The sequence below is a fragment of the Flavobacterium sp. KS-LB2 genome (assembly GCF_036895565.1).
GTDB lineage: Bacteria > Bacteroidota > Bacteroidia > Flavobacteriales > Flavobacteriaceae > Flavobacterium.
The window spans coordinates 3,185,714-3,206,098 of the sequence record NZ_CP145904.1 but is presented as its reverse complement, the minus strand read 5'-3'; the positions used below and the strand labels follow the sequence as shown (position 1 = coordinate 3,206,098).

Genomic DNA, 20,385 nt, shown 5'->3' with positions numbered 1-20,385 from the left:
AAGCCAATTGTTGCCATTATTAAAATGGAATTCGTATTGGAATTTTTAACCATAAAAAAAACCTGTCCAAATAAATGAACAGGTTTTCTGTTTTAAAAACAATTACGTTTTATACCGTATGTTTCGGATTAAAACCATCCTCGCTTAATTCGGTGTGCACATAATCAGCAACCATTTCAGCCTCATAATCAACTTTTTCTCCTTTAGAGAATTTAGCAATTAGTTTTTCCATGATTTCATAAATCACAGGAACAATAATCAAGGTCAAGAATAATGATGAAATTAATCCACCAATAATTACCCAAGCCAAACCATTTTTCCATTCTGCTCCAGCTCCAGAAGCTAATGCAATTGGGAACATACCAAAAACCATAGCAATAGTCGTCATCAAAATAGGACGTAATCGAGCATGATTGGCTTGAATTAATGCAGTTCTAATCGTTTCACCAGCTGCTCTGCGTTGATTGGTGTAGTCTACAAGCATAATCGCATTTTTACAAACTAGACCAATTAGCATGATGATACCTAAAATAGTAAATATATTCAGGGTATTATTGGTTAAAGCCAAAGCTAACATCGCTCCAATAAACGAAAGCGGAATGGCAAACAATACCACAAATGGATGCGCAAAACTGTCGTACAACGAAACCATTACAAGATAAACCAAGATGATAGCAGCCAATAAAGCAATTCCTAAGGTTCCAAAACCTTCTGTTTCATTCTCTTTCTGTCCACCCCAGATGTAATCTACACCAACAGGTTTTTTAAGTTTGTCAATTTTCTCTTCCCATTGTGATACAATCGTTCCAGAAGAAATACCAACATTTTGACCTTTTACGGTCACCGATGCCGTTTTATCTCTACGTTCCAATTGGCTTGGACCAGAACCTTCCGTAACGGTTGCAAATTGATTTAGTTTGATCTGTTGTCCCATATCATTGATAAAAATCAAGTTGCTTACATCAGCAATACTTTTTCTATCGAATGCATTGTATTTAATATTGATGTCGTATTCGTATTCACCAGCTCTAAAACGTCCGTCAGTATTCCCGCTAAAAGCCGTTTGCATGGTGATACCTACTGTTTGTAAACTCAAACCTAATGCGGCCATTTTATCTCTATCTACTTTTACACTTACTTCAGGATTTCCATCTTCTACAGATAATTCAATCTCTGTTGCTCCCGGAATGCTGCGCAATTCTTTTTCGGCAGCAATGGCAAATTTCATCGCACTTGCTACATCTGGACCTGTTACAATAAGTCCTAAAGTAGCATCTTCAGCTGTTCCTAAAATACCAACCGGAACGGTTTTTACTTTTGCTCCAACTAAAAGTTTTTCTAATTTACGTTTTGTTTTTGCCGCATATACATTTGCAGGTTCATCGCGCTTATCCAAGCCTACCATTTTTACGTTAATCTCGGATTTGTAGGCAGTAGATTGCGATGCACCCATTCCTCCACTAGTTTGACCCACAATAGTAAACTGGCTTTCTACAAAGGATTCTTTCTTTAAAAAAGCTTCTGCCTTTTGCGTCATAAAGTTAGTTTGTTCCAGTGAAGCATCTTTAGGCAATTCTATTTGAACTAAAAACTCGCCACTGTCTGATGCAGCAAAGAATTCACCTCCAATAAATCCTGCGGGTACCAATGCAATAGAACTGAAGAATATAACCAAAACAATGGCAAGTGTTGTTTTGTAATGATCCAAACACCAGGTCAATAATCCAGAAATCCAGTTGATGAAACGGGTCAAGTAACTTTCGAACCCAAGGATAACTCTTCCGAAAAGGTTTTTACCTTCAATATGTTCTAATTTTCCGTATCGGGATGACAACCAAGGAATGATCGTAAACGAAGCTAATAATGATAATAAAGTAGATATAATTACCGTGACACAAAATTGTGTAATAATATTAGAAACCAGTCCAGAACTCAATGCAATTGGTAAAAATACTACCACAATTACAAGCGTAATCGATACTACTGTTCCGCCAATTTCGGCAGTACCATCATAAGCAGCACGAACTTTGTTTTTGCCCATTTCCATGTGCCTATAAATATTTTCCAGAACCACAATGGCATCATCTACAAGAATACCTACCACAAGTGATAATCCTAATAAACTCATTAAGTTCAACGTGTATCCCATTAAGTAAATACCAATAAATGTAGCAATTAACGATGCTGGAATAGAAACCATTACAATCAATGAGTTTCGAATACTGTGCAAAAAGAATAACATCACAAATGCAACTAAAAGTACTGCAATAAGCAAATCGTGTACTACAGCATCAGCAGCTTCAAGCGTAAAAATGGTACTGTCTTTTGCAATTTCTAGTTTTAATTCCGCCGTTTTATACTCTGCTTCTAGTTTGGCAATAGTTTTTACTAACTCTTCACTAACAGCAACCGCATTGGCATCTGATTGTTTGATGATTTGTAAAATAATCGCGCTATTCTGATTGACACGCGCTACTTTCTCTGTAATTTTTTGAGTGTCTTGAACATCAGCAATATCACCAAGACGTACTTGGATTCCATTTTTAGAAGAAACTATTAAATTTCTTAACTCTTGAACATTTTTATATTTTCCGGCTAAACGGATTAATATTTTTTGTTCCCGAGTTTGAATATTTCCTGTTGGAAAATCTAAGTTCGAAGATAGAATGTTTTGTTGCACCTGAGGAACTGAGAGTCCGTAGGCTTGCATTTTTACGGCATCAAGATTGACCTGAATCTCACGTTCTTGTCCACCAGTGATGTTTACTTGTGCAACTCCTTGTACACGTGATAGTACGGGCGCTAATTTTTTATCAACTAAGTCATAAAATGCTACTTCGTCCATTTTTCCGTTGGCACCAATGGTCATGATTGGTAAATCACTCAAAGAAAACTTGTTTAACGAAGGCGCTTGTGCATCATCTGGCAAGTCATTGATAATGGCATTTATCTTTCGTTGCGCATCGTTCATAGAAATATTAACATCAGCGGTTGATGTCAATGTTATCGCAACCGATGATAAACTTTCAAAAGATTTCGAGTCAATTTTTTTGATGTTTTCGAGGGACGAAATTGCGTCTTCGATCTTTTTAGTAACGGTGTTTTCCACCTCACTAGGAGATGCACCGGGATATACAGTTGAAATTGAAATCACGTTTGTTTCAAATTTCGGAATCAATTCGTAACCTAAATTACTGTAACTGAACAGTCCTCCTAATGTTAGAATCGTAAATAATACGATAACTAATGAAGGACGTTTTATGGATATTTCTGCTAATTTCATGTTTTATATTGCTTTAGGCTCTGAGCTGTTTCTTTACGACTTTACGACTTATTTAATAACATCTACTTTAGATCCGTCTTGAAGATTGATTTGACCTGTAACAATTACAGTTTCACCATCAGAAAGTCCATTTAAAATTTCTACTTTATCACCAAGGATTCTTCCTGCAGTGACCGTTTTCAGTTTAGCAGTTCCATTTTCGATTACAAATATTTCGTTGCTGCTCACACTTCCTACAAAAGCATTTCTAGGAACAATCATCAACGATTGTTTTTGTTGGTTTGAAGCAAATTCAGCAGTTCCGTACATTCCGGCTTTCAAATCATTTGAAGCGTTATTAGAAATTTCTATTTCTACTGGAAAGTTCAAACTTGCATCTGCTTTTGGCGCGATGAAGGTAATTTTTCCAGAGAATGTAGCATCAGGATACACACTTGCTTTTACGGTAATTGTATTGCCTACTTTTAAACCTGCAACTTGATTTTCGTTAACGTTTACTTTCAACTTCAATTTTGAAACATTTACAATGTCAAACATTTGCGTTGCAGCACCAAGAACTGATCCCGGCTCAATATATTTTTTATTTACAATTCCGTTTATGGTAGCTTTTATATTAGTATCGCCAATATTAACTTTTGCTTGTTGTAATCTTGATTTTGAAGTTACTAAATTCAATTTGGCCTGGTCTAATTGTTGCTTTGTCACACCACCAGTTTTGAATGCATTTTCAAAACGACCATAATCCGTCAATGCATTTTGATACGAAGCTTGTGCAGTTTGTAAGTCAGCCGTAATTTGTTCGCTTCTTACAATCGCTAAAGTTTGTCCTATTCTTACACGGTCTCCTTCTTCAACTAAAACACGAACCACTCTTCCTGGTTTTTCTGCAGAAAAACTTAATTCTTGTAATGGTGCAAAATTTCCATTGGCAGAAAAATCAAGAGAAACTTCTTCGATTTTTACCGTTGCAACTTTTACCGAAACACTGGCATTTTTCTCTGCTACAATTGCTGTTTTTGCTTCGTTTTCTTTTTTGTTATTCATTAAGACGTATGCGATACCGGCTAAAGATGCTACGATTGCGACTATGATTAGTATATTTTTTTTCATTTTTATTAGTTATTTATAAGTGTTTTTAATTCGCCTTTTGATTTGATTAATTGTATTTCTGCTAATTTGTAGTCTAGAATTGCAGATGTATAGTTGTTTTGTGCTTCGGTCAATGAGTTTTCTGCATCTAGTAAATCAGTTAATGAGGCTAAACCTTGTACATAATTGTTTCTAGTGTTTTCTAAAACTTCTTTGGCTAACTGCGCATTTTCTCTTTGATTGTTGATTGTGGTTAGACTGTTGTCAATTTGCGTTTTTGCATTGGCGAAAGCCAGATCAAGAGATAATTTGGTATCGTTGATGTCTTCTTTTATAGTTCTCAAATCAATATCGGCTTGTCTTACTTTGGCACGAGTTCCAAATCCAGTAAAAATGGGCACTTTTAAATTCAAACCGATAGAAGAGAAATCTGACCAATACACACCGTCAGATGGTTTTCCACCAATAGGCATTTTTGGACCTTGACCAATGTAATTGTATCCTGCGCTCAAAGATAATGTTGGGTAATAACCCGCCTCAACAGCCTTTTTTTGATAAAATAAAAGCTGTTCTTGTTTTTTCAAAAGTAAATATTCTGTTCTGTTTGCCGTATTTGGAACTTCTGATAATGATTGTGGGCTCACTTCAAATGCCGTTTGTGGAATTTCGATTTGAGTTTCTATTGGCATTCCCATGTAAAATTTCAATGCGTTTTCTTGAATTTGAACTGCATTCAAAACTTGTTGACGCTGTGTATTGATGTTTGAAATCCTTACTAAAGTTCGATCTAAATCAATTTTTTTGGCTAGACCATTATCATACTGACCTTTAATGATGTCTTTTACTTTAGTGGTATTTTTATACATACTGTCAATAACACTCAGTTTTTGTCTTTGAACATAAACCTGATAATAATTATTGGCCACGCGTTCAATTACTTGTTCTTCGGTTAATTGTTCGTTGATTTGGTAAAACTCCCTAGTAGATTTTGCTGCTTTCAAACCGGTAAAAACGGTTTGGTCGAATAGTGCTTGTGTCAAAGAAACACCTGCCGTTGAAACCCATTTTTGACCAAAAGCTGCCTGAATGGTTGTTCCTGGTTGTCCAAATCCTGCTCCATCAATTACAGTGGTTTGTATTACAGGGTTGTAAGTCAAATTACCGTTGGCAGAAATTTGCGGTAAAGCTCTGGAACGTACCTCCTGAATTTGATATTCACTGTTTTCTACTTTTAGTTTTGCTTTTTTAGCGTCGGCTTTATTTTCTAAAGCGAAGTTGATGGCTTCTTTCAGCGTAAGCGATTTGACTTCTTGTGCAGTAGCGCCAAGTGCAAATGTTAGGGTTAATAGTATGATGATTTTTTTCATTGTTTAAGTAATTGGGTTAAGTAAGTTTTTTTCTAATTCGGCAATCCCTTTGGCTGTAGCCATTGCTCGGGTGTGGTATTCCAGTGCTTCCATTTCTAAGGCAGCAGCTTCTCTTTCGGAGCGTGTATTTTCATTAATAGTAAAAATCAAAGCATAATAAAGTTTAACATAAACCTCGATATTGATGTCTTTTCTGTACAAGCCTTGAGCAATTCCTTTTTCAATATTTTGTTTGAAACAGCTTTCACATTCTTGAACTTGGTATTCTAAAACGGTTTCATACACTTCTGGATAATGTTTTTTTAGCTGATAAATAGGAGAAGTATCAGTAGATTTGAACATGTCAGCAAACATTTTTCTGATCTGGAAGTTTTCTTCTATTGCGTTGTAATCTCGAGAAATAATTTCGGTAATAATTTCGTGAACTTCCTTGTGAAGCACTTGTGTGCTCTCGTGTATCAACAATTCCTTATTGGCAAAATATTTATAAATCGTTTTCTTGGATATACACATTTCACCAGCAATATCATCCATAGTAATGCTTTTGAAACCTAGTTTCAAAAACATCTCCTTTGCTTTAGCTATAATTTTCTCTTTCATTTTCTTTTTTGTTGTCCCGTTTGATATACTACAACGGTTAAAATTTGTGCAAATGTAATTCGGAAACTTTGAAAACCAAAATAGTTTCCTTAAATTTTAAGTTTATTTAACATTTGATCTTTGAATTAAACCGTTAATTCTAAATTGGCCATAAATTTAATATCTTGCCCTAAAGCTAACCCGCCGGCTTGATGGAAAGAAGTAAAGTTTAATCCAAAATCTTTACGATTTATATGTCCTGTTATTTCAAAAGCAGCTTTTTGATCTCCATCATAAGTATTGAATCCTATGAATTCAGCATCAAGTTCTACCACTTTTGTAATGTTCTTGATGGTTAGATTTCCTTTTAAAAAATTAATGTTTTTGTTGATTTTTTCAAATGAGGTCGATTTGAAGGTAATAATTGGGAATTCCCTAACATCGAATAGGTCATTTAATCCTAATTGTGTTTCTATTTGCTCTAGTTTTGCGTCTTTATTATTGACATTCAAAGAGAATTCTATTGAGGCATCTTCTATCTGATTATCCTCAATATCAATATGTCCGTTAAATTTATTGATGGAACCGGCCAAATAAGCAATTATTGAGTGTCTCATTTTTATAAGAACATCTGATTGATTGGAGTCAACTGTCCACTTTGTTTTCATAATTCGTTGCGTTGTATTTGGAATTTATTTTAAGAATAGAATAAATCGTAAATGTTAAATTTTCGTTTGCAAAAGTAATAAGGAAACTTCGAATACTAAAATAGTTTCCAATGTATTTTGATTTATTTAACATTTGATAGTAAATCGGAGTTTGTAATGCAAATTGAATACTGTAAATTAGCCAAAAAATTATTTATGCATTCTATTTACCAGTATCAAGAGTTTCTTTCGGATTATTTGAAATCACAATATGAAACCAAAGAGCCTAGAAATCTATATGAACCCATACATTATATATTAGATCTTGGAGGTAAAAGAATGCGTCCTGTGCTTACCTTAATGAGCGCCGAGGTTTTTAATGCGGATTATAAAAAAGCGTTGCCAGCTGCTCTTGCTGTTGAAGTCTTTCATAATTTCTCATTAGTGCATGATGACATTATGGATGATGCGCCATTGAGAAGAGGACAGGAAACGGTTCACGAGAAATGGAATGTCAACACCGGAATTTTGTCGGGTGATGCGATGCTGATTTTAGCGTACCAATATTTTGAACAATATGAACCTATTATTTTTCGGGATTTAGCCAAGTTATTTAGCAAAACAGCGCTAGAAGTTTGTGAGGGTCAACAATGGGATGTCGATTTTGAAGAAAGAAATGATGTTACCATTCCAGAATACCTTAAAATGATTCAATATAAAACCGCTGTTTTGGTAGCTGCAGCCATGAAAATGGGAGCGATTATTGCAGAAACTTCAGAAGAAAATGCAAATTTAATTTATGATTTCGGACTGAATTTAGGTTTGGCTTTCCAGTTGCAAGATGATTTTCTAGATGCTTTTGGTGATCCTGAAACCTTTGGAAAACAAGTTGGTGGTGATATAATTGAAAATAAAAAAACATATTTGTATCTTAAAGCAGTTGCTTTTTCAAAAGATGAGGAAGCAAAGGAATTGAGACGATTGTTCTCCATTCAACCAGAGGACAATACTGAAAAAATTAAAACGGTAAAAGAACTTTTTGACAGCTCAGGTGCTTCAAAAGCAACACAAGAAGCGATACAGGATTTTACTTTTAAGGCTTTTCAAACCTTGGATCAAATGAATATTAGTGCTGATAAAAAAGAAATGCTGAAAGCTTTTGGAGAGAATTTAATGGGAAGGAAAGTGTAATTCAATTTCAATAATCAACAGTAATTTTGACTTTGAAAGTTGATATTTGAAATTTAACAAGAAGTAAATTGTACATAATAACAATATTGAAAATTGCTATTGCTATTGAAATTTTAAAGATATGTTTATAGTTCCAAAAAACACCGATTTACTACTTACTGAAGCAGAAGGCGAAAACTTATATTTGAAATTAATCGAGCAAATGAATAAGGACTTCAATTTGGCTAACGAAGCAATTGATTTCCCTTTGAGTATTTCTGCTAATGAATTGAAGTTACAGCTTCATGAAAAAATCTACCGACTTATTCAATACAAATTTGCTGAATACCTCAATTTACTATACATAATCGATGTTTCCGAAGAAGAAATAAAAAAACTCGATGGTTCTGATTTGGTTGTTTTGTCCGAAGATGTTGCTTTTTTAATTCTAAAAAGAGAATGGCAAAAAGTATGGTTTAGGAATAAGTATTCCTCTCCGAGTGCTTCAGAAACTGGAAAATTAGAGTAAGATAATTGTGAGTTTAACGGAGTTAAAAATAAAATCTAATAAACGGCATAAATGCGCTGCCGTAAATATTATTTTTATCCGTTAAAACATTGTAACGCACCCCAATTGTTGCATTTCCAGATCGGTATCCCGCACCAATAAATAATCCCGTATTCCAGTAATCTTGTGAATTGCTATTTGATCCATCTAAATTTACATTGACTCTTAATTGCTCTAGTTCTGCCGAAAGTTGGATTTCTTGTATTGGATTAAAAAGACCTATAATACTCCCTCCATATAAATGGGATGCATAAAAATCCTTTTGCTTTAAGTATTTATACTGAAGGCCAACACCTAAAGCTACATATTCATTGAAATTATAAATAGCACTCGGAGCTACTGAAATGTCTGTATATCCAGAGCCAAAGCCTAAGCCAATTCCGCCTCCAAATTGCACATTCCTCCAAAACTCATTTTGCGTTTTCTGAGGTGTTGTATTTTGTTGTGCAAAGAGACAACTTGAAAAAAATAGAGTAATGAGTACTAATATTGATTTGGAATCGTCTAAAAAGCTATTCTGTGTCATAAGTTTTCAGTTTTTTAACATTTTTCAATGTAAAAGTATCTTAAAATAAATTATAAATTTATTCTATTATTGTACTTTTGCCAAACTATTTTAACAAAAAAGTATATTCACTAAATATTATGGATAGGTTTTCATTTTTAAACGCAGCACACACCGAATTTTTCGCACAATTATACGATCAATATTTAGAGAATCCAGATAGCGTTGAGCCAAGTTGGAGGAGTTTTTTTCAAGGTTTTGACTTTGGGATGACGACTTACAATGAGGAAAACAAGGTGGAGCAAATCGCTAATTTTGCAGCAAATAACTCAGATATTAATTTAGTATCAGATAAGCTTCAAAAGGAATTTAATGTATTGAAATTAATAGATGGCTACCGTTCTAGAGGGCATTTGTTTACGAAGACAAATCCCGTTCGTGAAAGAAGAACTTCATCTCCTACACTTGAAATCACTAATTTTGGACTTTCAGCAGCAGATTTAAATACTGTTTTTGATGCGGCAAAAGTGATTAATATACAGCCTTGTACCCTTCAAGAAATTATAACTCACCTTGATACTATTTATTGTCAGCATATTGGGGTAGAGTACATGTACATTCGTAAGCCAGAAGTGGTAGAGTGGATTCAGAAAAAATTAGGTGTCAATGACAACCAACCTAAATTTTCTTTGGAAGAAAAGAAATCAATTCTGAATAAATTAAACCAAGCCGTTTCTTTTGAAAACTTTTTACATACTAAATATGTAGGTCAAAAACGTTTTTCTCTTGAAGGTGGAGAATCAATCATTCCAGCTTTAGACGCTTTAATTGAAAAAGCAGCTGAAAAAGGAGTTGAACAATTTGTAATGGGAATGGCACACCGAGGCCGTTTGAATGTTTTGGCAAATATTTTTGGAAAATCTACTCAAGATATCTTCGGTGAATTTGATGGTAAAGATTACGACCAGGAATATTTTGACGGAGACGTAAAGTACCATTTAGGACTTACGGCTGACAAAGTTACTAGCACTGGAAAAAATATAAATATCAATTTGGCTCCAAATCCTTCACACCTTGAAACAGTTGGCGCAGTGATTGAAGGAATTACAAGAGCAAAACAAGATAAATATTTCCCTAACGATTTCTCTAAAGTATTGCCTATTGCCGTTCACGGTGATGCAGCTATTGCTGGTCAGGGGATTTTATATGAAATTATACAAATGGCGCAACTTGACGGTTACAAAACCGGAGGGACTATACATATAGTAATTAATAATCAAGTTGGTTTTACAACCAATTACTTAGATGCGCGTTCATCTACGTATTGTACAGATGTTGCCAAAGTAACGCTTTCGCCAGTATTGCATGTCAATGCTGATGATGCTGAGGCAGTAGTACACGCAATGTCATTTGCATTAGATTTTAGAATGCAATTTGGGCGTGACGTTTTTATCGATTTGCTTGGGTATAGAAAGTACGGACACAATGAAGGGGATGAGCCTCGTTTTACGCAGCCCGTTCTTTATAAAATCATTGCTAAGCATAAGAATCCAAGAGATATTTACATGGAGAAATTACTTGCTGACGGAGTAATTGATGCTACTTTTGTAAAAGGATTAGAGCAAGAATACAAATCTAAGTTAGAAGTAAACTTAGAGGAATCCCGTAAGAAAGATTTAACTATCATAACCCCATTCATGAAAAATGAGTGGAAAGGTTTTGAGCAGGTTACGGATACACAAATGTTGCAAAATTACGACACTTCATTTTCAAAAGAAACGCTAGATTCTATTATAAAAACGGTTTCAACTTTACCTACAGACAAGAAATTTATCAATAAGATAAGTAAAATTGTCTCTGATAGAAAAACCGGTTACGATAACAACGCCGTAGATTGGGGTACTGCTGAAACATTAGCATACGGTTCTCTTTTGACAGAAGGGTATGACATCCGTATTTCTGGCCAAGATGTGGAGCGTGGAACTTTCTCTCACCGCCACGCAGTAGTGAAAGTAGAAGATTCTGAAGAAGAAGTAACCTTGCTAAGTAATTTAGAAGGAGCTACTGGAAAATTCAATATTTTTAATTCTCTTTTGTCAGAATATGGCGTACTTGGTTTTGATTACGGATATGCATTAGCTAATCCTAATGCTTTAACCATTTGGGAAGCACAGTTTGGAGATTTCAGTAATGGAGCCCAAATTATGATTGATCAATACATTTCTTGTGGAGAAGACAAATGGAACAATCAAAACGGAATTGTTTTACTATTGCCACACGGATACGAAGGCCAAGGAGCTGAGCATTCCTCAGCAAGAATGGAGCGTTATTTACAACTTTGCGCCAGACATAATATGTATGTTGCCGATTGTACAACGCCAGCCAACTTCTTTCACTTGTTAAGAAGACAAATGAAAACAACTTTCCGTAAACCACTTGTTGTCTTTACACCAAAGAGTTTGTTGCGTGATCCAAGATGTGTTTCTACAGTAGAAGAGTTAGCAAGCGGAAGTTTTCAAGAAACAATTGATGATGCAACTGTAAACAAAGCAGATGTGAAAACATTGGTTTTCTGTACTGGTAAATTTTATTATGACATCATCGCTGAAAGAGAAAATAATGGACGTAAAGATGTCGCAGTTGTTAGGATAGAACAATTATTCCCATTGCCTGTTGAGCAATTAAAAGCAATTATAGCGCAATATCCAGATGCCGATGATTACGTTTGGGCACAAGAAGAACCAAAAAATATGGGCGCTTACAGCTATATGTTGATGAATTTTGATCTAGTAAAATGGAGATTAGCTTCTCTTAAGGCTTATGCAGCTCCGGCCGCAGGAAGTTACACCAGAGCAAAACGCCGTCATGCTGATGCCATAAAAATGGTGTTTGATAAAAATTTATTTAGATAGAAAAAAGTTTAAAGTTTAAGGTTTAAAGTCCCATTTGTAGAACTTTAAACCTTAAACTTTAAATGATTTAACTTTAAACTTTAAACTAAAAGAAAGATGATTTTAGAAATGAAAGTCCCATCACCAGGGGAATCTATAAAAGAAGTTGAAATTGCAACTTGGTTGGTAAAAGACGGAGATTATGTAGAGAAAGACCAAGCAATTGCTGAGGTTGATTCTGATAAAGCAACATTAGAATTGCCAGCAGAAGCAAGCGGAATCATTACTTTAAAAGCAGAAGAAGGCGATGCAGTAGCAGTAGGAGCGGTAGTTTGTTTAATCGATACTAGTGCAGCAAAACCGTCAGGTGACGCGCCAGTGGCTGCAGTTGAAGCTCCAAAAGCTGAAGTTAAAGCAGAAGCTCCAAAAGCGACTCCAGTAGCAGTAGCTCCAGCAGCAACTTACGCTTCAGGAACTCCATCTCCAGCGGCAAGAAAAATATTAGACGAAAAAAATATAGCACCAGCTTCCATAACAGGAACTGGAAAAGACGGAAGAATTACTAAAGATGATGCTGTAAATGCAGTGCCTTCAATGGGAACTCCTACTGGTGGATCTCGTGGAACAGAGCGAACTAAATTATCGATGTTGCGTCGTAAAGTAGCAGAAAGATTAGTTGCTGCCAAAAACGAAACAGCCATGTTGACTACTTTCAACGAAGTAAACATGACGCCAATCAATATGATTCGTAACGAATACAAAGATGCGTTTAAGGCAAAACATGGTGGAATTGGTTTAGGATACATGTCTTTCTTTACCAAAGCAGTAACTAGAGCATTGCAATTATTTCCAGATGTAAATTCAATGATGGATGGTGATCATAAGATTGCTTTCGATTTTTGTGACATTTCAATTGCGGTTTCAGGGCCAAAAGGATTAATGGTTCCTGTAGTTCGTAATGCAGAGAACTTGACTTTTCGTGGGGTTGAAGCAGATATTAAAAGATTAGCATTAAAAGCACGTGACGGACAAATCACAGTAGATGATATGACTGGAGGAACCTTCACGATTACTAACGGTGGTGTTTTTGGAAGTATGTTATCTACGCCAATTATCAATCCTCCACAATCAGGAATTTTGGGTATGCACAATATTATTGAGCGTCCAATTGCTGTAAACGGTAAAGTAGAAATTCACCCAATGATGTATGTAGCGTTGTCTTATGACCATAGAATTATTGACGGTCGTGAGTCTGTTGGTTTCTTAGTAGCTGTAAAAGAAGCGTTAGAAAATCCAATGGAATTATTGATGGATAACAATCCTAAAAAAGCATTGGAGTTGTAATATTGCTTAGTAAACATATAGTGTTATTTAATCCCGCCTTGTTTAATTACATTGCGGGATTTTTTTAAGTAATCTCACTTATAATTATGTATTTATTTCTGTATTTTTTTGTGATTATGGTTTTTTATTTAATAATAAATTATGTTTTATTTAAAAATAAAGTGATTGAAATAGGAATTCACCATAACATTACCACAACATCGTAGTGTAATGAAGTTTTGTTTTTCTTTATTAGTGTCTTGTAAAATAGAGCTAAGCCTCAGTTGCAGTACTATTTACTGTTATTTTTGATAGTAGGATTTCTTTGGGGTGTTGTATAGTTTTTAGATACTTATAATTTAAAATCACAATACAATAGATTCATAAATTTGAGAATAACTATAAACTCAAAATTATGAAGAACATTACTTTATTCATTTTCCTATTGGTTTTTTCAATAGGGTTTTCACAAAACGCACCAATAACCTTTGAGAACGGAGAGTTCGGTTCTACATGGTCATTTGCCACTTTTGAAAATGGAAGTGGAGCTGGATATTCTAAAGTTCCTAATCCATTTCCAGGCGGAATTAACAGTTCAGCAACGGTAGGGAAATTTATAGCTGGAACAACGGTTTCAGGTGCGGCTCCATACGCCGGATTTGAAACAGCCCACGCTTCTGGAGCAAATGGTATTGGTACTTTTACTTTGAGTACTTCCAATAGCATAATTAAAATAATGGTCTATAAATCTGTTATTAGTGATGTGGCCATCAAATTTGCAATAGCAAATGGTGGTGCGCAACAAGAAATTAAAGTGGCTAACACTAAAATTAACGAATGGGAAGAATTGACATTTGACTTCTCAGGGAAAATAGGGTTGTTTGAAACCATCAATATTGATCAAATTATCTTCTTTTTAGATTTTAATGCGAGAACTGCTGAAACTACTAGTTATTTTGATAATGTTACTTTTTCTGCAAAACCCGCAGCTACAACTCCAATAATAGCTGCACCAACACCTACAGTAGCTGCTGCTGATGTTATTTCTTTATTTAGTAATCCTTACACTAATGTTACAGTTGATAATTGGAGAGCGGATTGGGGGCAATCTGGAAATGTTTTGTCAGATATTCAAGTGGCTGGAAATGACACTAAAAAATATACTGACTTAAGTTATTTTGGGGTAATTACTGAAGCTAATAAAATTGATGCTTCAGCAATGCTTAACTTTCATATTGATGTTTGGACTCCAGATGTGACCACATTCAAAGTGAAGATAGTTGATTTTGGTGCTGATGGTGCCTATCAGGGTGGCGATGATAAGGAGTTTGAAATAACTCGTACTTTAACTTTAAGTGGTTGGAACAGCCTAGAAATTCCGCTTTCAGAATTTACAGGACTTACGACAAAAGCGCATATTGCACAGTTTGTTTTCTCGGGTTCACCAGGAACAATCTTTATAGATAATGTTTATTTTAATAAAGTTGCTATAGTAGCTCCTCCGGCTACAGCCCCATACGCACCCGTTACTTTTGAAACAGGGGAATATGGATCTACTTGGGTTTTGACTTCTTTTGATAATCCTTCAGGAGGATCAACTGCTTCATTATTGGCATCAAACCCTGACAAAACAGGAATCAATACGTCTAATACAGCAGCTAAATTTACTGCTTTGGTTGCAGGCGCCTGGTATACTGGTTTTGAAACGGCTCATGCTTCTGGTACTAATGGGATTGGTACTTTTACATTAAATGAAACGAACAGTACTATTAAAATGATGGTATATAAAGATGTCATCAGTAAAGTGGGTATTAAATTAGCACGACCTGATGGTGGTTCTACGGGAGAAATTACCGTTACTAATACTAAAATAAACGAATGGGAGGAGTTGACATTCAACTTTGCCGGGAAAATAGGCGAAGGTGTTTCTACCGGAATTGATCAAATCATTGTGTTTCCTGATTTTATCCCTGAAGGAACTACAAGATCGGCTGATCATGTCTGTTATGTGGATAATATTACTTTTTCTGCAAAAATAACTGCTCCAGTTGCGGCAACAGCACCTACTGAAGCTGCTCCAACACCTCCAGTGAGAGTTGCAACTGATGTGAAATCTATTTATAGTGAAGCTTATGCGGTTTATAAAGCGGGAGATTGGTGTAAATGTTGGGGTCAGTCTACAGATGTGACAGATGAGCTTATTGCAACTAATAACACAAGAAAACTAAGTAATTTTAATTATCAAGGAATAACATTACCAGGTGCTGAGGTCTTTGATCTTTCTGATATGACTAAAATGCATGTTGATTTATGGTCTTCAAGTGCCACTTCGGTAAAAATTAATCTTATAAATCCTGGTCCTGTAGAATCTGGAGTGACTTTAACAATTGCAGCAGGATGGAATAGCTTTGATGTGATTTTAAATGCTGCTAACTTTCCAGGGATAAACTTTAGCAATGTATTTCAAATGAGTTTGTCATCTACACCATCAGGAACAACAGTGTATTTAGATAATTTTTACTTCTATAAATCAACCGTAGTAGTCGCGCCAACAGAACCTACTGTTGCTGCACCAATACCTACAACGCCGGCAGCAAATGTTATATCTATGTTTAGTAATACTTACACAAATGTTCCTGTCACGACTTGGAGAACAGATTGGTCAGTTGGAAGTACTTTGACAGATATGCAAATTGCTGGAAATGATACTAAGAAATATACGAATTTGAATTATTTTGGAGTAGACGCTACAGGAACGATAGACGCTACACAAATGCTGTATTTCCATATTGATGTATGGACACCTGATTTGACCGCTTTTCGAGTTAAATTAGTTGATTTTGGTGCCAATGGCGTGTACCAAGGAGGAGATGATGTAGAGTTTGAAGTAACGCGTACGCCTAATTTATCGGGATGGAACAGTTATGATATCCCATTTTCAGAATTTACGGGTTTAACAACCAAAGGACACATTGCTCAATTAGTACTGTCTGGTGCACCAGCAGGAACCGTTTATATTGATAATGTGTATTTTAGTAAAACAGTTGCTAATTTAGGGGTTGCTAATTTTGAAACATCAAAAGTGATGATGTATCCAAATCCAGTTACTAATTATTTGACCATTGAAGCCAATAGTGCTATCGAAAAAGTAAGTGTTTATACTCTTTTGGGTCAGGAAGTTTTGGTTAAAAATCCAAAAAGTAATGCTGTAACCATTCAAACTAATGAACTTTCAAAAGGAGTTTATATCGTTAAAACGAATGTTGACGGAAAAGTAATTACCACTAAAATGATTAAAGAATAAATTTGTTGAGGTTTGTAGTAGAAGTAGAGCGTGCCGATTTTTGGTACGCTCTCTTTTTTTACTTCAATAAATACAAATAATGGTTGTAATAATCTACAATAGCTTTTCCTTTCATTAAAATATCAGCACCTATAATACCATGAACTGGCTTTGCTTTATGTTGTGTTAGTGCTTCATTTACATGAGATAAATCAAAAATAACGAGTTCAAAATTTGAGTCTTTCCAAGAACCTAGTTGCAATTGATTTTTAACCGCCAGTTGCGTAAACATTCCAGTTGCTCCCGCGCCAGCTGCTTTCGTTTTTGATTTTTTTGCTTGTAATAAAAACAAATCGACACTTTCAAATCCCACACAACTATTGGAAGCTCCGGTATCCAAAATAAAATCCCCTATCACACCATTGATTTTTGCCTTTATTAAAAGATGTTGTGTTTTTGTGATCTTAAACTTTACTTTTTTATAATTTTCCTTTTTAAGGATATCGTGAAGGTTCTTCATTTATACTACATTTATTTCAGTGTTGTTTTTCTGTTTTACAAATATACGTGGAGTTAAAACAGGAATGATGGTAATCTAATTTTCTATGCAAATCTTTTTAAACCATTTTTTCGACAACTTTTATTCTTGTAATTTTGCACCCTTAAACCTTACACTTGGAAACAAATACAATAATTACAGATACCCATACCCATTTATATTCAGAGGAATTTGATGAGGATCGAAACCAAATGATACAACGTGCTATTAATGCGGGTGTTTCGCGTTTTTTTATTCCCGCAATCGATTCTACCTGCACAGAATCGATGTATGAATTGGAGAGAAATCACCCTGAAAATGTTTTCTTAATGATGGGATTACATCCAACGTATGTAAAAGACAATTATCTGGAGGAATTAAAACATGTTGAGGACGAACTTTCTAAACGAAAATTCTATGCGGTAGGCGAAATCGGAATTGATTTGTACTGGGATAAAACCCATTTGCCACAACAACAAATTGCCTTCAAGAAACAAATACAATTAGCAAAACATTATAAATTGCCCATAGTTATTCATTGTCGAGAAGCTTTTGATGAAATCTTTGAAATTTTAGAGGAAGAAAAATCACCAGAATTGTTTGGTATTTTTCATTGTTTTACAGGAACTTATGAGCAAGCTTTGCAAGCGATATCGTATAATATGAAATTAGGAATTGGCGGTGTGGTGACTTTCAAAAACGGAAAAATCGATCAGTTTTTGAATCAAATAGATGTAAAACACATTGTTCTAGAAACAGATTCCCCTTATTTAGCCCCGATTCCGTATCGAGGAAAAAGAAATGAAAGCAGTTATATTGTTAATGTAGTCGATAAGTTAGCCCAAATTTATAGCCTTTCGGCAAATGAGATTTCGGCAATAACCACGGAGAATTCCAAAGCTATTTTTGGTATTTAAAGCAGAATTCACCTTATTTTGATATTTTTTTTGTTCATTTGCTAATTAAACAATTGAGAACTATAATGCAAAGATTTGACGCTATTCGGCCTTTTTATGATTCCGAAATAAACGAAGCACTTCAGAATGTGGTTAATCATCCAATGATGAAAGCATTGATGAATTTTACTTTTCCTGATGTTGCAGACGAAGTTTGGAAAGAACAACTTCGAAAAACGCATTCTATTCGTGATTTTCAGTGTAATTTCATTTACCAATCCGTACAAAGAGTATTAGAGAAAAGCTCAGATGGGCTAACGACTTCTGGTTTTGAAAATTTAGAACCCAATACATCTTACTTATTTATATCAAATCATCGCGATATTCTTTTAGATACGACGCTGTTAAACACGGCGCTATTCGAACACGGTTTAGTGATGACCGCTTCAGCGATTGGAGATAATTTAGTCAAAAAAGCATTTTTGAATACATTAGCAAAACTGAATCGAAACTTTCTTGTACAGCGTGGCTTAACACCAAGAGAAATGTTGCAAAGTTCTAAATTACTGTCAGAATATATTGGGAATTTATTGCAACATGAAAACCGTTCCGTTTGGATTGCACAACGTGAAGGAAGAACTAAAGACGGAAATGACGAGACAAATCCGGGTGTTTTGAAAATGCTTGGAATGGGTTCTGATGAAAATAATTTGATGGATTATTTCAAGAAAATAAAAATTGTACCAGTTTCTATTTCATACGAATACGATCCTACTGATGCTTTGAAGATGCCACAATTGATGGCTGAGGCCAATAATGAAGTCTATGTCAAAGAAAAGAATGAGGATTTCATGACGATTCTTAGTGGCGCTTTGGGACAAAAGAAACGAATTCACATACATGTAGGCAAAGTATTAAACACTGAAATTGAAGCCATCAAAGCTGAAAATGACAGTTCAAACAAGCAAATTGTAGCTTTGGCACAAGTAATTGACGATGCAATATTGAGTAATTACAAATTATGGCCAACAAATTTCATTGCTTTTGATATTGTAAATAAAACCAATCGCTTTGCTCATTTATATACCGAAAATGAAAAATCATTATTCGAACGCAGACTTGAAATGCGAATTGATCATGACAATCCAGTGGCCTTAGATGGTTTTCTTGCTATGTATGCTAATCCTGTGGTGAATAAATTAAAATACCACAATGTTGTATAAAGCCAAAATACTTTTAATCTATACCGGAGGAACTATCGGTATGAGAAAAGATTTTGAGACGGGAGCGCTCAAAGCTTTCAATTTTAGCAAATTATTACAGCGTATCCCGGAATTGAAACAATTAGACTGTGAGATAGAGACTATTTCTTTTGAAAATCCTATTGATTCCTCTAATATGAATCCTAACGAATGGGCTAAAATTGCTTCAATTATAGAGGAAAATTACGGCGACTTTGACGGATTTGTTGTGCTTCATGGATCTGATACTATGTCGTATTCCGCATCAGCATTGAGTTTTATGCTCGAAAATTTATCGAAACCAGTTATTTTTACGGGGTCTCAATTACCAATTGGCGATTTACGAACGGATGCTAAAGAAAATTTAATCACGGCTATTCAAATTGCCTCTTTACGAAATGATGATGGACCAGTTATCAGTGAAGTGTGTCTTTATTTTGAATACAAGTTATACCGTGGCAATAGAACCACTAAGATAAATGCAGAACATTTTAAAGCATTTACGTCGCCAAATTATCCTGAATTAGTTGAATCTGGGGTGCATTTAAAATTAAATCCAGAATTGTTCTTAGTAAATAGCCAGAATAAAGAATTTCTAGTTCATAAAAACTTAGATAATAATGTTGCGATTATAAAAATTTTCCCGGGTATTAGCGAAGCTGTATTATCTGCAATTTTAGATATTCCAGATCTGAAAGGGATTGTTTTAGAAACCTATGGCGCTGGAAATGCACCTACCGAAGATTGGTTTTTAAATGTATTACGAAAAGCAATTAATAGAGGTTTACACATCATTAATGTAACGCAATGTTCAGGAGGAAGCGTCAATATGGGGCAGTACGAGACTAGTACCGGCATGAAAGAAATAGGAGTAATTTCTGGAAAAGACATCACTACAGAGGCTGCGATCACAAAATTAATGTATTTATTGAGTCAAAAAATTGATTCAAAAGACTTCAAAACTATTTTTGAGACTTCTTTGCGAGGAGAAATGGTATAATATTC

15 protein-coding genes are annotated in these 20,385 nt (G+C 34.9%); 8 read left to right on the top strand and 7 right to left on the bottom strand.

Annotation, left to right across the window (positions count from 1 at the left end; genetic code table 11):
- Positions 1–109: 109 nt before the first annotated feature.
- From V5J73_RS13735 to V5J73_RS13715, 5 genes are all read right to left on the bottom strand, one after another.
- On the bottom strand, positions 110–3,283 hold the full coding sequence (locus V5J73_RS13735; RefSeq protein ID WP_338646540.1) for an efflux RND transporter permease subunit: 3,174 nt from the start codon (positions 3,281–3,283) through the stop codon (positions 110–112).
- A gap of 48 nt (positions 3,284–3,331) precedes the next feature.
- A complete protein-coding gene (locus V5J73_RS13730) occupies positions 3,332–4,393 on the bottom strand; it encodes an efflux RND transporter periplasmic adaptor subunit (protein ID WP_338646539.1) in 1,062 nt (353 codons plus the stop codon).
- 5 nt (positions 4,394–4,398) lie between these two features.
- Positions 4,399–5,739, bottom strand: a complete 1,341-nt coding sequence (locus V5J73_RS13725; RefSeq protein WP_338646538.1) for a TolC family protein — start codon at positions 5,737–5,739, stop codon at positions 4,399–4,401.
- A gap of 3 nt (positions 5,740–5,742) precedes the next feature.
- Complete coding sequence (locus V5J73_RS13720) at positions 5,743–6,339, bottom strand: TetR/AcrR family transcriptional regulator (RefSeq protein ID WP_338646537.1); 597 nt, start codon at positions 6,337–6,339, stop codon at positions 5,743–5,745.
- Positions 6,340–6,464: 125 nt separating this feature from the next.
- On the bottom strand, positions 6,465–6,986 hold the full coding sequence (locus tag V5J73_RS13715) for a YceI family protein (protein WP_338646536.1): 522 nt from the start codon (positions 6,984–6,986) through the stop codon (positions 6,465–6,467).
- Positions 6,987–7,181: 195 nt separating this feature from the next.
- Here V5J73_RS13715 and V5J73_RS13710 point away from each other — a divergent pair, with 195 nt between their 5' ends.
- Positions 7,182–8,156 (top strand): polyprenyl synthetase family protein, encoded by a 975-nt coding sequence (locus V5J73_RS13710; RefSeq protein WP_338646535.1) that lies wholly within the window; start codon positions 7,182–7,184, stop codon positions 8,154–8,156.
- A 121-nt stretch (positions 8,157–8,277) separates the two neighbouring features.
- Positions 8,278–8,664 (top strand): hypothetical protein, encoded by a 387-nt coding sequence (locus V5J73_RS13705; protein ID WP_338646534.1) that lies wholly within the window; start codon positions 8,278–8,280, stop codon positions 8,662–8,664.
- A gap of 22 nt (positions 8,665–8,686) precedes the next feature.
- On the opposite strand, the gene V5J73_RS13700 is transcribed toward V5J73_RS13705, so the two are convergent.
- Positions 8,687–9,229 carry a hypothetical protein gene (locus V5J73_RS13700; protein WP_338646533.1) on the bottom strand — a complete coding sequence of 181 codons (543 nt, stop codon included), beginning with the start codon at positions 9,227–9,229 and terminating at the stop codon, positions 8,687–8,689.
- 119 nt (positions 9,230–9,348) lie between these two features.
- Here V5J73_RS13700 and V5J73_RS13695 point away from each other — a divergent pair, with 119 nt between their 5' ends.
- The 3 genes from V5J73_RS13695 to V5J73_RS13685 all read left to right on the top strand — a co-directional run bounded on the left by V5J73_RS13695 (position 9,349) and on the right by V5J73_RS13685 (position 16,726).
- Positions 9,349–12,120 carry a 2-oxoglutarate dehydrogenase E1 component gene (locus V5J73_RS13695; RefSeq protein ID WP_338646532.1) on the top strand — a complete coding sequence of 924 codons (2,772 nt, stop codon included), beginning with the start codon at positions 9,349–9,351 and terminating at the stop codon, positions 12,118–12,120.
- 96 nt (positions 12,121–12,216) lie between these two features.
- Complete coding sequence (gene odhB, locus V5J73_RS13690) at positions 12,217–13,443, top strand: 2-oxoglutarate dehydrogenase complex dihydrolipoyllysine-residue succinyltransferase (protein WP_338646531.1); 1,227 nt, start codon at positions 12,217–12,219, stop codon at positions 13,441–13,443.
- 394 nt (positions 13,444–13,837) lie between these two features.
- Positions 13,838–16,726: a T9SS type A sorting domain-containing protein gene (locus V5J73_RS13685; protein WP_338646530.1), complete on the top strand. Its 2,889-nt coding sequence runs from the start codon at positions 13,838–13,840 to the stop codon at positions 16,724–16,726.
- A 58-nt stretch (positions 16,727–16,784) separates the two neighbouring features.
- Here V5J73_RS13685 and V5J73_RS13680 read toward each other — a convergent pair whose 3' ends face one another.
- Positions 16,785–17,225: a retropepsin-like aspartic protease gene (locus V5J73_RS13680; RefSeq protein ID WP_338646529.1), complete on the bottom strand. Its 441-nt coding sequence runs from the start codon at positions 17,223–17,225 to the stop codon at positions 16,785–16,787.
- 155 nt (positions 17,226–17,380) lie between these two features.
- Between V5J73_RS13680 and V5J73_RS13675 the strand changes: the two genes are divergently transcribed.
- From V5J73_RS13675 to V5J73_RS13665, 3 genes are all read left to right on the top strand, one after another.
- Complete coding sequence (locus tag V5J73_RS13675) at positions 17,381–18,160, top strand: TatD family hydrolase (RefSeq protein ID WP_338646528.1); 780 nt, start codon at positions 17,381–17,383, stop codon at positions 18,158–18,160.
- Between the two features lie 65 nt (positions 18,161–18,225).
- Positions 18,226–19,362: a 1-acyl-sn-glycerol-3-phosphate acyltransferase gene (locus V5J73_RS13670; protein ID WP_338646527.1), complete on the top strand. Its 1,137-nt coding sequence runs from the start codon at positions 18,226–18,228 to the stop codon at positions 19,360–19,362.
- Positions 19,352–20,380: an asparaginase gene (locus tag V5J73_RS13665; protein ID WP_338646526.1), complete on the top strand. Its 1,029-nt coding sequence runs from the start codon at positions 19,352–19,354 to the stop codon at positions 20,378–20,380. Before V5J73_RS13670 ends, V5J73_RS13665 begins: the two co-directional genes overlap by 11 nt.
- Positions 20,381–20,385 lie beyond the last annotated feature (5 nt).

What these genes read in the sequence shown, in the direction of transcription:
- V5J73_RS13735 (WP_338646540.1), bottom strand. Translation starts at nt 3,283, where the DNA reads ATGAAATTAGCAGAAATATCCATAAAACGTCCTTCATTAGTTATCGTA.
- V5J73_RS13730 (WP_338646539.1), bottom strand. Translation starts at nt 4,393, where the DNA reads ATGAAAAAAAATATACTAATCATAGTCGCAATCGTAGCATCTTTAGCC.
- V5J73_RS13725 (WP_338646538.1), bottom strand. Translation starts at nt 5,739, where the DNA reads ATGAAAAAAATCATCATACTATTAACCCTAACATTTGCACTTGGCGCT.
- V5J73_RS13720 (WP_338646537.1), bottom strand. Translation starts at nt 6,339, where the DNA reads ATGAAAGAGAAAATTATAGCTAAAGCAAAGGAGATGTTTTTGAAACTA.
- V5J73_RS13715 (WP_338646536.1), bottom strand. Translation starts at nt 6,986, where the DNA reads ATGAAAACAAAGTGGACAGTTGACTCCAATCAATCAGATGTTCTTATA.
- V5J73_RS13710 (WP_338646535.1), top strand. Translation starts at nt 7,182, where the DNA reads ATGCATTCTATTTACCAGTATCAAGAGTTTCTTTCGGATTATTTGAAA.
- V5J73_RS13705 (WP_338646534.1), top strand. Translation starts at nt 8,278, where the DNA reads ATGTTTATAGTTCCAAAAAACACCGATTTACTACTTACTGAAGCAGAA.
- V5J73_RS13700 (WP_338646533.1), bottom strand. Translation starts at nt 9,229, where the DNA reads ATGACACAGAATAGCTTTTTAGACGATTCCAAATCAATATTAGTACTC.
- V5J73_RS13695 (WP_338646532.1), top strand. Translation starts at nt 9,349, where the DNA reads ATGGATAGGTTTTCATTTTTAAACGCAGCACACACCGAATTTTTCGCA.
- odhB (WP_338646531.1), top strand. Translation starts at nt 12,217, where the DNA reads ATGATTTTAGAAATGAAAGTCCCATCACCAGGGGAATCTATAAAAGAA.
- V5J73_RS13685 (WP_338646530.1), top strand. Translation starts at nt 13,838, where the DNA reads ATGAAGAACATTACTTTATTCATTTTCCTATTGGTTTTTTCAATAGGG.
- V5J73_RS13680 (WP_338646529.1), bottom strand. Translation starts at nt 17,225, where the DNA reads ATGAAGAACCTTCACGATATCCTTAAAAAGGAAAATTATAAAAAAGTA.
- V5J73_RS13670 (WP_338646527.1), top strand. Translation starts at nt 18,226, where the DNA reads ATGCAAAGATTTGACGCTATTCGGCCTTTTTATGATTCCGAAATAAAC.
- V5J73_RS13665 (WP_338646526.1), top strand. Translation starts at nt 19,352, where the DNA reads ATGTTGTATAAAGCCAAAATACTTTTAATCTATACCGGAGGAACTATC.